This is a genomic window from Paenibacillus sp. FSL R7-0210 (genome assembly GCF_038009085.1).
Classification (GTDB): Bacteria; Bacillota; Bacilli; order Paenibacillales; family Paenibacillaceae; genus Paenibacillus_AQ; species Paenibacillus_AQ silagei.
On the sequence record NZ_JBBPAR010000001.1, the window covers coordinates 458,067 to 470,646 of the forward strand.

Annotated in this window: 12 protein-coding genes; 6 read left to right on the plus strand and 6 right to left on the minus strand. The window is 54.1% G+C overall.

Annotation, left to right across the window (positions count from 1 at the left end):
• Window positions 1–101: 101 nt before the first annotated feature.
• The 6 genes from MKY64_RS02080 to MKY64_RS02105 form a co-directional block, all read right to left on the minus strand.
• Window positions 102–1,985: an ABC transporter permease gene (locus MKY64_RS02080; protein WP_340950664.1), complete on the minus strand. Its 1,884-nt coding sequence runs from the start codon at window positions 1,983–1,985 to the stop codon at window positions 102–104.
• Window positions 1,957–2,724: an ABC transporter ATP-binding protein gene (locus MKY64_RS02085; RefSeq protein ID WP_340950666.1), complete on the minus strand. Its 768-nt coding sequence runs from the start codon at window positions 2,722–2,724 to the stop codon at window positions 1,957–1,959. Before MKY64_RS02085 ends, MKY64_RS02080 begins: the two co-directional genes overlap by 29 nt.
• A 113-nt stretch (window positions 2,725–2,837) precedes the next feature.
• Window positions 2,838–3,836 (minus strand): sensor histidine kinase, encoded by a 999-nt coding sequence (locus tag MKY64_RS02090; protein ID WP_340950668.1) that lies wholly within the window; start codon window positions 3,834–3,836, stop codon window positions 2,838–2,840.
• Window positions 3,833–4,537 carry a response regulator transcription factor gene (locus MKY64_RS02095; RefSeq protein WP_340950669.1) on the minus strand — a complete coding sequence of 235 codons (705 nt, stop codon included), beginning with the start codon at window positions 4,535–4,537 and terminating at the stop codon, window positions 3,833–3,835. The genes MKY64_RS02090 and MKY64_RS02095 overlap by 4 nt, the downstream gene beginning before the upstream one ends.
• A gap of 170 nt (window positions 4,538–4,707) precedes the next feature.
• On the minus strand, window positions 4,708–5,673 hold the full coding sequence (locus MKY64_RS02100; RefSeq protein WP_340950672.1) for an MBL fold metallo-hydrolase: 966 nt from the start codon (window positions 5,671–5,673) through the stop codon (window positions 4,708–4,710).
• A gap of 88 nt (window positions 5,674–5,761) precedes the next feature.
• Window positions 5,762–6,337 carry a DUF6609 family protein gene (locus tag MKY64_RS02105; protein WP_340950674.1) on the minus strand — a complete coding sequence of 192 codons (576 nt, stop codon included), beginning with the start codon at window positions 6,335–6,337 and terminating at the stop codon, window positions 5,762–5,764.
• A gap of 238 nt (window positions 6,338–6,575) precedes the next feature.
• Between MKY64_RS02105 and MKY64_RS02110 the strand changes: the two genes are divergently transcribed.
• From MKY64_RS02110 to MKY64_RS02135, 6 genes are all read left to right on the plus strand, one after another.
• Window positions 6,576–6,734, plus strand: a complete 159-nt coding sequence (locus MKY64_RS02110; RefSeq protein ID WP_081751417.1) for a thiazolylpeptide-type bacteriocin — start codon at window positions 6,576–6,578, stop codon at window positions 6,732–6,734.
• A gap of 58 nt (window positions 6,735–6,792) precedes the next feature.
• Window positions 6,793–6,951, plus strand: coding sequence for a thiazolylpeptide-type bacteriocin (locus MKY64_RS02115; RefSeq protein WP_036732414.1), 159 nt, complete (start codon window positions 6,793–6,795; stop codon window positions 6,949–6,951).
• 55 nt (window positions 6,952–7,006) lie between these two features.
• Window positions 7,007–7,165, plus strand: coding sequence for a thiazolylpeptide-type bacteriocin (locus MKY64_RS02120; RefSeq protein ID WP_036732412.1), 159 nt, complete (start codon window positions 7,007–7,009; stop codon window positions 7,163–7,165).
• Window positions 7,166–7,239: 74 nt separating this feature from the next.
• Window positions 7,240–9,663 carry a hypothetical protein gene (locus MKY64_RS02125; RefSeq protein WP_340950679.1) on the plus strand — a complete coding sequence of 808 codons (2,424 nt, stop codon included), beginning with the start codon at window positions 7,240–7,242 and terminating at the stop codon, window positions 9,661–9,663.
• Window positions 9,664–9,667: 4 nt separating this feature from the next.
• Window positions 9,668–10,726: a hypothetical protein gene (locus MKY64_RS02130; RefSeq protein WP_340950680.1), complete on the plus strand. Its 1,059-nt coding sequence runs from the start codon at window positions 9,668–9,670 to the stop codon at window positions 10,724–10,726.
• Window positions 10,723–12,561, plus strand: coding sequence for a YcaO-like family protein (locus tag MKY64_RS02135; RefSeq protein WP_340950682.1), 1,839 nt, complete (start codon window positions 10,723–10,725; stop codon window positions 12,559–12,561). Before MKY64_RS02130 ends, MKY64_RS02135 begins: the two co-directional genes overlap by 4 nt.
• The last annotated feature ends 19 nt before the right edge of the window (window positions 12,562–12,580 follow it).

The window sequence follows — 12,580 nt, forward strand, 5'->3', positions numbered from 1 at the left end:
GGTGCAGTTAGAATAGACCACGGGTCCAGCTGGAATAGACCATGGATACAGCAAGAAGCCGCTCCCTTACGGGGCGGCTTCTTTGCCTTGCGCTACCGGTCTTATCCGGCCAGCGCCGACCGGATCTGCCTCGTGTAGAACAGGCGGACTATGAAGAAGTAGATCACCTGAATGACGAAGAACAGGCCCAGCACAAGCAGGGACTCCCTGAATATGGAGTACTGGAACATATGCGACAACGCTGTAAGGGCAACGGCTCCATGGATAAGGGCGACCACGATCGGCGCGAAGAAGAGCAGGCTGAGCTGGCGGTTCAATATCCGGCGAAGCTCTTTGTCACTCAGCCCCAGCTTGGAGATGGCCCTGAACTTCTGCTTGTCCTCATCCAGATCGCTGTACAGCCGGAAATAGAGAAAGCTGCCGGCAGAGACAAAAAATACGATCCCGACAAAAAAACCGATGAACATCACGGGGCCAAAGCCGTCATTCGTCTTGGAGGTTAAATACTCGAGTGCATAGAAAGTATACTGCTCATCATAAGGAAGCTCATTCGTCAGCTTTGCGCCTGCCTTCTCTGCGCCCGGCTGTCCAATCGCTCCGTGCCATGCATAATACCGGCTCACTTTGAGCGGCTGTCCAAGCTTGCCGATCCATTCATCGGGGACGACGTAATAACCGCTGACTCCCCGCACCGCCCAAGATACGATAGCCTGGTCCGCCTCGATGACGATTCCTGACTGCAGCTCGACTGGCTGGTTGAGCATTTCTTCTCCCTCGCGGGACAGGCCGAAATCTACAACGGCTGCTTTCCCTGCGGTAAGCCGGATGGGATTTAGCCCCAGCAGCTCGGCTACATGGTTATATTCGGATTGCTTCACCAGAACCAGTGTCCGGCTGCCATCCGTAGCCTTATAATCGTTAAGCTCCAGACCTGTTTTCTCGGCGGCAATCCCGGCTCTGCCCAGGCTCTCGTCAATCAGCTGTATATGGGCCTGTGCCTTGCTGTCTCCATCCAAGGACTGATAGGTGAACAGATAGGGATTCTTCTGTGTCAGCGCTCCGTTGATCATCGACTGGAAGCCGTATAAAGCTCCTATCGCGCTGAAGGACACAGTAGAGATGATCGCGACCAGGAAAAAGGAACGCGCGTTGTCCTTCATCCGGTAGGCCAGATCAGAGAGTAGCAGCATATTGGTTCTGCGCCAGAATAGCTGCTCACGCGCCTTCAGCTTACGGATCAGGTACACACTGAGCTGTGTGAACAGCAGGTAGGTTCCGATTGACACCATAATGACCACCGGCGCGAGCAGCAGCACCACACTCAGACCGCTCGCCCGAAGAGACAGGAAGTAGCTGATTCCCAGCAGTGTTACCACCAGCAGCGACAGCAGAAGCGAGGCCTTCGGCTCCGGCTTGGGCTGACGGTTTGAATGGATGAGCGTAATCAGCTTGCCGCTGCGCAGCACCGTAGAGATAAACAGGGAGATCAGGACGAACAGCAGCAGGAAGGAGATCAGCGTCAGTACTATCGCCTTGAAGGGGAAATAGAATTGCAGCGGCTCATTCAGCGCAAGCACATTCTCCCCGGCAAGCAGAATCCCCTTGGCAAAAATAACGCCGAGTCCGATGCCGCTGAGCGTGGCGCCTGACCCGACGATCATATTCTCCAGAAAGATCATCCGCCGGAGCTGCCGGACCGTCATGCCATGCATCATCATCAGCCCGAATTCCCGTTTCCGCGATTGCAGAAATGCACTCATAGAATAGAGCACGAAGAAGAAGGAGAACACATAGATCACCCATTTGGAGACCGAGAGCGCAAGAGCCGCACTGGATTGAATATTGTCCCCGCTCAGCACCGGATGGTAGGCAAAGATGGAAAAGGTAAAGAAGACCATCACGGTAAACATGCTGCTGAGAAAATAGGCGGTGTATAGCCTCATGTTCCGGGTGACATTACGGAATGCGAACTGGCGGAATGTCATGGCTATATCCCCCTAACAGCGAAAGTGTGTCGATGATTTTCTGGAAAAAGCTCTGGCGGTTATCCCCGCAGTGAATCTCCGTATAGAATCTGCCATCCTTAATGAAGACGACCCGGTGACAATAGCTGGCGGCTACAGCATCATGGGTAACAAGCATCATCGTCGCGGACTGCTCACGGTTGAGCGTTTCCAGCAGATCCATCACATCCCTGGCGGCTTTGGAATCGAGATTGCCGGTAGGCTCATCCGCCAGCAGCAGCTTCGGAGAATGAATCATGGCTCTGGCGATTGCTGTCCGCTGGGCCTGTCCGCCGGAGATCTCGTAGGTGCGTTTTTTCATAATGGCGCTGATCCCCAGCTTTCCGGCAATCTCCCGGGCCTTTTGCTTCATTTCGCTGACCCGGGTCCCATCCAGTGTCAGCGGGAGCACGATATTCTCCTCCACAGTCAGGGTGTTCAGCAGATTGAAATCCTGAAACACAAACCCCAGCTCCCGGCGGCGGAAGACCGCCAGCTCATTTTTGTCCAGCTTGCCCGTGTCCTTGTTATCAATCCTAATGCTTCCGGTAGTCGGAACGTCCACTGTGGCAATCAGATTCAGCAGAGTGGTTTTTCCGCTCCCCGAGGGTCCCATTATCCCCACGAATTCTCCGGCTGCAATGGTTAAATCAATGTCGGTCAAGGCCCGGTAGGCGACGTTTCCTTCATAGATTTTACTGACCTTTTTTACCTCCAGCATATGGCTGTACTCCCCTTCTATGTGTGCAACACACTTGTTCTGTAACCAATATACCGGAGACGGCAGCAGCTCAGCCATCGATTTAGATTTCACTTTTATTACATGCCTGTAAGCTAAGGATTCGCCGTCAAAATAATCCGCACCACCGTTCCCTCGCAGGCCGCCGATTCCAGCTCAAGCCGGTGTCCGAGACGGTCTGCGGACTCCTTCGTCAGATACAGCCCCATTCCTGTAGACTCCCGCAGTCCGCGCCCGTTGCCGCCGGTGAAGAAAGGGTCGAATACCCGTTTGAGATCAGACGCCTGAATCCCGATTCCCCGGTCTTTGACCTCAATGACCGCATCCGTTCCTCTGAGATAGCAGGCTACAGTGATTGTCCGGCCGTTCTCCGTGTTAGCCGCCGCTGAATACTTGATGGCATTGTTCATAATCTGCGACAGCATGAAGAACAGCCATTTCTCATCCGTCTGGGCGGTAATGTCCGGAGCGGAGGCGTGGACCTCGGGATAAACATGGCTGCGGATGAACAGGCGTCTGTGATCATGGACAACCTCGTTCACCAGCTTCGGCAGGACGACAGGCTTGATGTGGAAATCCTTCTCAAAAGCCCGCAGCCTGGCCATATACAGCACGGTATGCAGTCCGCTGCGCATACGCTCCAGCTCCTCGCGGATGCTGGCAAACTCCGGCTCGTCCATATTCTGCACGGTCAGCTCTATGACCGACAAAGGCGTCTTCATCTGATGGACCCATTGGTCTATAAAAGTCAGATGCTGCTCCTGCTGCTGCTTCACCGCCGTCAGCTGCTGCTGATAGTAGCCGTACTGGGTGTGCAGCAGCTGCTCCAGCGCTGTGGACACAGGGTGGTTCTCCAGCTTCTGAAAGGATTCGTCCAGTGTCTCCAGAGGTCTGCTGAGGCGGAGATAATAACGGCGCCTGCTGATATATTGGTAGATTAAGTAGCAGCTGAGGAAGAAGAAGCCTATGAAGACCGCATAGAGCGCGGTCGGCAGATCGCGGTAGCCGTCCAGCCAGTAAATGGACAGCATAGCGCCGAATTGCACGATCTGCACAGCCAATAACAACGCATGCTCACGGAGAAACAGCCTCATGACTCCGCCTCTGACCAGCTGTTGTTCAGCCGGTATCCCGAACCCCTGACGGTAAGCACGGCATCCTCCATCCCCAGCTCCTGGAATTTCTTGCGGACCCGTGCGATATTCACATTCAGCGTATTCTCATCCACAAAAGCCTGCGGGTCCCATAGCTTCTCCAGCAGCGCTTCCCGGCTGGCAACCCTCGGGTAACGCTCCATCAGACTCTCGATGAGATCCGATTCCTTGCGGGTAAGGGGCACGACCGCCTGCCCGTACTGCAGTTCAAGCCTTTCAGGGTACAGCATCAGCCCTTCCTTCTCCAGCACCAGCTCCTCGCGCTTAGCCGCATATTCCCCGTAGGCCCGGCGGAGATGGCTGTGGATCTTAGCAAGCACAATTCCGGAATGGAACGGCTTGGTGATATAATCATCCCCTCCGTTCTCAAGCGCCATGATCTGGTCCATCTCACCGTCGCGCGCCGAGATGAACAGCACAGGACAAGTGGAGACCCTGCGGATCTGCCGGCACCAGTAATACCCGTCATAGCTGGGCAGATTCACATCAAGCAGAACCAGCTCCGGTCTCATCTCCTCGAATTCCTGCAGCACCAGGCGAAAGTCCCTGACCCTGAATACCTTATACCCGTATTTTTCAATAGCCGAGTGCAGCAGATCTGCAATCTTCGGATCATCTTCCACAATCATGATTCTGGACATCTTCACGGCTCTCCTTGTCTTGTTCAGTTAAGTACATATATAGGGGAAGCAGATACACTCTGTTTTGTATTCAAGAAGGGACAGCCTGCATAGAGAAAAGCAAGAAAAGAAGAGATATGCTCTCTTTTCTTGCCTCGTCTGGTTATAAGATGTACATCGAATACTCTCTGTTACTCCCCTGATGCAGTAATCAGGTCATACAGCTTATTCAAATTTGTCTTGAAATAGGTTGTGAAGTACCAAGCCCGGTATTCTTCGGGTATTTCGATCTCTTCAATACTCTGCTGATTCTGGACGGCTTCGGTCACGATGGCGATCATTCTGCTTATGTATCCCTTCACCTCATGAAGCTGTTGCAGGGAGCATACTTCACCATGCCCCGGTATAATCGTCTCCACATCCAACCGCTCAATCTGCTCCAGAATATGCAGCCACTCCTGAGGGTTAGCATTGGCCAGAACCGGATGGTGGTTCGAGAGCACGAGGTCCCCGATGATGACAATTTTATCTTCCGGGAGGTACACAATGGCATCACTTTGTGTGTGTCCTCCGCCATATGTAATGAGTTGCGCGCTGCGGTTGCTGCCGTGAATGGTCATTTGCCGGTCAAAAGTTATCGTCGGCACCGTATGCACCAGCTGCGGCAGCATATTCACAAATTCACGGTCCGTTGCATTCTCCCAGGCCATTTCCTGCTGCAGCTTAGTATCCGTCTCCTGCTCGCATTGCAATTCAGCTTCTCCGATTGCTTCTAGCATCTTCTCTCTGTTGTTCTGGTACTGGGCTACCCGGTCTCTGGCGAATGTATTCATGATCTCATGGGTCTCTGATGTGGAAATCAGCCGTGCGTCAGGCGCAAACACCTGATTGCCAGTGGTATGATCGCTATGCCAGTGTGTGTTGATTACATAGGATACAGGGTTCCCTGTGAGATGCTCAGCAGCAGCCTTCAAATCCTGAGCCGCCTCCAGCGTAGCGAATGTATCCACCACCAGAGTGAGTCCCCCCAGATCAATAATGGCCGCGTTTGCGAGTGAGCCTGTGCCTGGAACCGCAACCGCTGCAACGGTGCTATCTGCAACATATTGCAGACGGAAATGCCTGGAGCCTTGAAATGATTCAATCCTGTTCAGCATAGTAATCTCTCCCTTCCAACATGGGAATATACTATACGCTATCTGAGTTCACTAGACAACTTTTAACTTAATCTCCACTTTATTTCCGCTAATTGGCGATATTCGAAGAGCTTGCGAACGGTTCAGCAGCAGCCGGGCGGCCAGACAAGAGGAGTAGAGTCCCCCAGAGCACTTTGACAGCAAGATCCGCATATACCAAGGCGTGAAAAGACAGCTCCGGCCAGACCATACCGGCCACAGCATTAGCGCTTAGCAGAACAGCCAGCAGAAACATGGAACGTCCATGCACCCAGGCCATCGGAATGAAATGGAGACCTATTGCCAAAAAAGCCCCCAGCCAGACCATCCGATAATTGCCGTCTCCGAAGTGAGGACCGCCTACCAGCACCATAATCACGAACATTAGAATGATAGAGTAGAGCGTCATTTTGCCCTGAAAGGCGGTTTGTGGTCCGTAGGACAGCTTGCGGCTGACCGCTTTACCGGTCAAGATCCAGAAAAACCCGGCCATATACCCGAGTGAAAATACCGGCATGGAGATCAGCTGCGCTCCCCCCGCAAGCAGCCCCGCAAACAGGATGGCGGCCACCCAGATCAGCCACAATCCGCACACTCTTTTATTCAGATAGCTTCTGCCCCGTACTTGTCTTCCGTCTTCCTTCATTGTCTTCTTCCCCTTATGGATATTTTTGTTGAGCTTTATCAGTATTGACACCTGAATCAGCAGGTTAACCCGCAAAAAACCTGCAGCCGTACCGCAATTTATTTGTGGGAATTACTGGAATGGTAGTCGGTGAAGGCTTGAATAAGCTGTGATACTCTTACTTCAGAAAGACAATAACCACTGAAACGGAGCGCCTGTAAGCAGCATTCCGGACGGACTGAAGGAGGTGAAGTAACCTATGAAATCATTCGATAAAGAGCTTGAAGATCTCGACCTGGAGCTGATTGAACTCGATCAGGTGGAAGCTATTCCATCGACAGCCGCAACCAGCGGCAGCGGCAGTTCATCCACTTGCGGATCATCGTCATGTTCGTCGTGTTCCTCTTCCTGCGCGTAAGACAGACAGATTCACAAGAATACTTAACCACTAATTTTATGAAAAGGATGATGAAAAAATGAAGGATTTAAATAAAGAACTGGAAGATCTGGACCTGGAACTGATTGAACTTGAGCAAGTGGAAGCTATTCCGTCAACAGCCGCAACCAGCGGCAGCGGCAGCTCCTCTACCTGCGGTTCGTCCTCATGCTCGTCGTGCTCTTCTTCCTGTGCTTAAGAGTAACAGTATCGCAATGATAATAAAATACTAATTATGAAAAGGATGATAAATAATGAAAGATTTAAATAAAGAACTGGAAGCACTGGACCTGGAACTGATTGAACTTGATCAAGTGGAGGCTATTCCGTCAACGGCGGCATCCAGCGGCAGCGGCAGCTCTTCCACCTGCGGCTCGTCATCATGTTCGTCGTGCTCCTCCTCCTGTGCCTAATTGTTAGCTAAACCATGGATGGGACGGCATAAGCCGTGCCCATCCAATAAACAATCCCAGAAGGGGGAGCCGTGTTGAGTCGAACCTTCCTGTTTGAAAGAAGGAATCATGTTCCTTCCAGTGACCTGATGCAGATTAAGCATGGCTTCTACCAGGAGCTTCTAGCTTATTGTGAAGAACGTAAAGGATTCAATCAGCGTAAGGAATTGCTGCAGCAGCGGCTGTCCGAGCGCATAGAACAAGAGCCGGAGGTACGGATTGCCTATATCCGGCTGCAACAGGGAGTCCGCAAAGGGCGAATTCAGCCCGGAAAGATTCCGAAGGCAAACCGAGTCGCACCGGCGCTTATGGCTGAGGCGCTCTCTCTGGAGCAGACCGGCAGCGGGTTGCTGGAGCGGCATCAGGAATTAACCATCCGCTTCAAGAACGAATGCCAAATGCAGGAACAGGAGCTGTATAAGCTGTTCCGGCAGCAACCGAGTGTGCAGAATGCACTGCTGCTAACTAACTATGAAATGTATTGTTCATTGAACAAATCGTATAGCTCGAAAAAAAGCGGAAAGGTATGGAAAATGATGATGCGTTCTTTTGCCAAAACAGCACCGCTCTCTTCCTTCACTTCAATCTGCCGGGGGCCGGGGACAGGAGGGGAGAGCCGGATCAGCTTCGCTCAATGGATTCTCCTTCACTGGTATGAGCTATGGCTGCTGCTTCCCGAGGTGATACGGGCCAGCCGCTATAAGGTGGAGTACAGGGAGCAAGAGGGAACCCTTCTTACGGAGGGAAGCACTGGACCGCAGGCGGCAGAGCCTGGACTCTATATTAGAACGAAGCGAAGTTACCGCCTGAAGATGCCGGCTGCCGCCAAAATCCAACCGGGCAGTATCGTCACCCTGGATGAACTGGCGCTGATCTGGAACGAAAGCCTAGAAGCTATGACAGCCAAGGCGGTTCAGCTGGTGCGCTGCGGCTACCTCAAGAATACGATCCACAGGGAGAGCGGGCCGCTTACACTGGAGGTATTCATCGAGACCGTTTCTGAGTTTCGTCCCGGAAGCAGCAGGATACAGTCCCTGGCTCAGCATCTGGAAGCCATCCGTCTGTTGTCCGGTCAGATCGAACTGACCCATGAGGTTGCGCAAAGGGAGAGGTTGCTGGAAATCGCCCAAAAGCATGTGAACCGCTGCTGTGAATGGCTTGGATGGGAAGGCAGATATCCGGCCAACCCGTTTAATGAGGACAGCTACACAGATGCACCAGCCGGTCCGTCTTTGGAAGTGGAAGTGGAGCCGCTTCGTGATCCGCTTGCAGAGTGGGCTGAAGTGCTGCCGGTGTTCGATAACCGCCTGAAGTTCCGGCTCTATATGGAGCATCATCTGCACGATACGCTCCCTGTGGCCTATGCCTCTCTTCAGCCAAGCCTGTCCAGGTATGCCGCAGAGTATGAGCAGCATGTAGCGCTGAACAGAACCTGCAGGGGAAGTGTATTCGAGAATGCTCCCGCAGTAGCGCATCTGGAGGAGCTGAGAGATCAGTACCGGATGAAGCTGGCTGCGGCAGCATCGGGAGAGGATGTTGCACTAGAGCGTGCGGATCTGGCTTCACTGAAGGCAGGGCTGCAGGCCCTCCATATCCGCCAGCCTGCCACAGCAGGCTTCTGGCTTCAGCAGAGCGGCGCCGGAGAGCTTGTATTGAATGATTGCAAGAACAGCTATCTGGCTTATTCCATGTATCATTTGCCGGAGAGCCATGAGGCTATCGCTGAACGGATCAAAGAAGTGCTCCACTGCGGAGAGGAGGCGCAGCTAATCACCTACTCGCCCTCCTGCGGGTTCAATCCCAATATGAATGGTTTTGCAGAGGGCAGTAGCCTGGCTGCGGAGCTGCGGGATGCCGTACTGATATGGAATGCCGAACGCACCAGCTTCGAGCTGCAGTCCGGGGAGCAGCGGGTGGTTCCCCTATATACAGGTACGCTGGCCCCGGCTTGTCTGCCCGAGGAATACAGGAATCTTGCCTTACTCACCCAATCCGGTTTCCTCACTGGAACTGGACTGGACTATGATGAGCTCGCCGTTGATGAATGCCTGCATATCGGCAGAATCAGCTACGGGAAGCTGATCCTGCACAGAAGGCAAACCATTCTTCATGCGAAGCTGTTTGCCGGGGTAACCCCGGATTTCGACGGATATCTGCGGCTTCATGAGCTGCTTGAGACCTATCATGTTCCGCTGCATTCATTCGTCCGGCTGTTTCCTGTCCGCTACAACAGGCTACACATCGAATATGGCGAATCCGGGCTGCATAAGCCTATTTTTCTGGACGCAGAGGAGCCGCAGTATTGTATGGAATGGCTTAAGCACAGGGAACGCTGCCGCAGGCAGCACGGGGAATTGGCCGTTGTGTTCGAAGAGGCGCTACCCGATCCGTATGACAATGAATATACCACTGAGTTTGTGTACGAAATGCATAAAGAACCGCTCAGAAGGGGGGGATAAAGCGATGGGCGAGCAACCGGTACGTATTCTGGAAGCTAAAGAGGGTACTGAAGTCATTGGCCGCAAAAGGAGGATCAGGCTCAAAACGGCAGGTTATGAGCAGCTTGTCGGGTTATTCACACATCCGCAGCCGTCTCCTGCCGCAGCACAGCGGCTGGCGGATCTCCGGCACAAGCTGAACGGAGCGGAGCAGATGGCCACAGAGGCAGATGCGTATGAACTGGGTGACCGGGTCATTCTGTCCGCCGGAGTCTGTCCACGCTGTCTGGGCTTACAGTATCCTGCAGCAAGCCGGTTCAGATTCCCGCTTCCTGCCTTTATGAGAGCCGGGAAGTATACCGGTAATAAGCTGGTCAGATTAGATGCCTTCGGACTTCAGTCCATCCAGTCTCTGCCTGAAGTAGCTCATGCCGAATGCTGCCCGCTTCAATGCAGTCTGCTGGAGCATCTGCAGGGGGCGGCCTTTGACGAGGGGGTTCTTTCACAGGAGCTGGTAAGCGCAGTGGTCAAGAGCATCGATTTCCGCTTCGACCGTTATTGGAGGCTGGACGCTGATGCCGGCGGCCGGGCGGTGAGCTTCGCCGGACCCAGCAAACGCCGGGTACTGGAGGATCTGTATGCCTATCTGCTGGAGCACTGCTACAGCTATCGTCAGCTATCGCCGGGGTTAACCGACCAGGCCGCCTACCTGCATTACCTGAACCGCCAGGGAGCCGGGGATGCCGAAGAACTGGAGCAGGGGGATTTGGCTTCAGGCCGCCTTGCCTTCTGGCCGGATACGAAGCTGCCGCTTCCTTCACAGGTCAGATATAAGAAGTTACAAGCCCTCATGATTGTGTATCTCATAGAGGCTGAATACGAGGGGAAGCGGTATAACGCAATCGGTGAAGACCTGGAAGACGCGGTATTCCGGGTATGGAACCAAATTCGTAGAGGAGATAGTGATCCCGCCGGGCCTTACCCGTCCCCTTTTCCTGAAGCGGGCTATGGTGCGCTTTGCCGGTATGAGGACGGTCTGTCCCGCAGATACGGCTTCTCTCTCTTAGGAGGTGAACGGCGATGAAGACAGCAGTAACGACATTGGATCAGGCGGTGCACTGCCTGGAGGAACAGGTGGTTCTTGAGCTCGGCGGGGAACGGCTGCTATGCTTCATAGCCTACGCTCACCAGACAGGCAGGGAGCGGGTCTGGCCCCGCGAGGAGAGATTTGCGCTACTGCAGGTGGATGTTCATGAAGTGCTTGCCGGGCCTATATTCAATCCGGGCGGGATAGGCTGTCCGTCCTGCTTCGGGCAACGGAGGAACGAGAACCTTAGGGCGAATGAGCGGCTGCCCGGGGATGAAGGCCGGAGTGAGCTCATTGGAAGCTACAGCGTGGATGAAGAGCTGGTGCAGGAATGTCTGGCTCTGCTGCTCCGGCAGACCGGGGTGCCCGGCGTGCTCGACTATTACCGGCTGGAACCCGGCGGCAATGTCCGCAGGTACTCCTTCTGGCCTGCACACCGTTGTAAGCACTGTGACGCAGCTGAACCGGAGGACGACACCGCCCTAATCCGCCAGGCGTTTGAACGGCAACCGATGTTCCGGTATGGCGATTCATACCGGGCTCAGCCTACTGCGGTATGCGATGCCGTATTCGCGCCAGGCAATGCAGATTCCAATTTTATGATCTACAGGGATAGAAATACCCGTTCCTTCTTTTCGCTGACCAGCTTCTTCAGAATCTATAGGGAGGAGAAATATGAGCTTGGCATAGGCAGCTCAACGGATTATAGAGCCAGCGAGCTAAAGTCGAGGTGTGAGGCGCTGGAACGTTATGCGGGAATGCACCCGCGCGGCCGGGAAGGGCTGAGTGTCAGATCCGGCACCCGGAGCCTGCAGCAACGGGAGACAGTCATCGATCCGCTGCTGTTCACCGATGCGGTGAAGGGAAGCGGACAGATAGCAGCTTACCAGGAGGAGCTGCCCTTGAATTGGATACCTGCCTTTGACTGGAAGCGGCAAGGCACAGTGTATGTCCCGGAATGCCTGGCCTATTATAAGCCGGATGACGGGTATCCAGCCGGGCCGAGGATTTACAAAGGCAATTCCAACGGAAATGCCCTGGGCATAACCCTGCTCGACGGTATCTATTATGCCTGTCTGGAGCTGATTGAGCGGGATGCCTTCCTGAACCACTGGTACCTGCGGCGTTCACCGCCCGAGATCTTGCCGGATTCGGTAGAGAATGCACAGATCCGTTATATGACCGGACGGCTTACGGCGCTCGGGTATACCGTGCAGCTGTTCGACATCACGATGGAGACAGAGATTCCTGTCATTTGGGCCCTCTGTCTGGGACAGACTGAGAACCAGTTCGCTGCCTACAGTACGGCGGGTGCCCACCCCCATCCGGAGAAGGCCATCCTCTCGGCGCTGGAAGAAATGCTGCTGGCGCTGGAATACTACGGCACTCATGCCGCAGAGATCCGTGAGAAAGCCCGGCGCATCCGCCATGAAGGGGTACGGCGGGTCGAGGATCATCCCATTCTCTATTTCCTTCAGGAAGAACGGCAGCACTTTAGCTTCCTGAACGGCGGCGGTCAATACAGCATCCGCGAGCGGTTTGCCCGGTTCTACGGGGAGCTTCAGCATACGGTGATTGATCTGGCGGAAGAAACCTCAGCGCTGCTGAACCGGATGACGGACCATTACGGCGAGGCGTTCATCGTCCGTCAGACACCAGAGGGCTACAAGGCGCTTGGACTGGAGGCGGTCAAAGTGCTTGTACCTCAGATGCAGCCGATGTGGTTCGGTGAACCAGGCCGGATGCTCTGCGGACGGCGCATCCGGCAGGCTGCACAGTACTGGGGGATGGATTCGGCGGGGGTCAACCAGGCGCCCCATCCCTTTCCCTGAACACTATAAACGATAACAG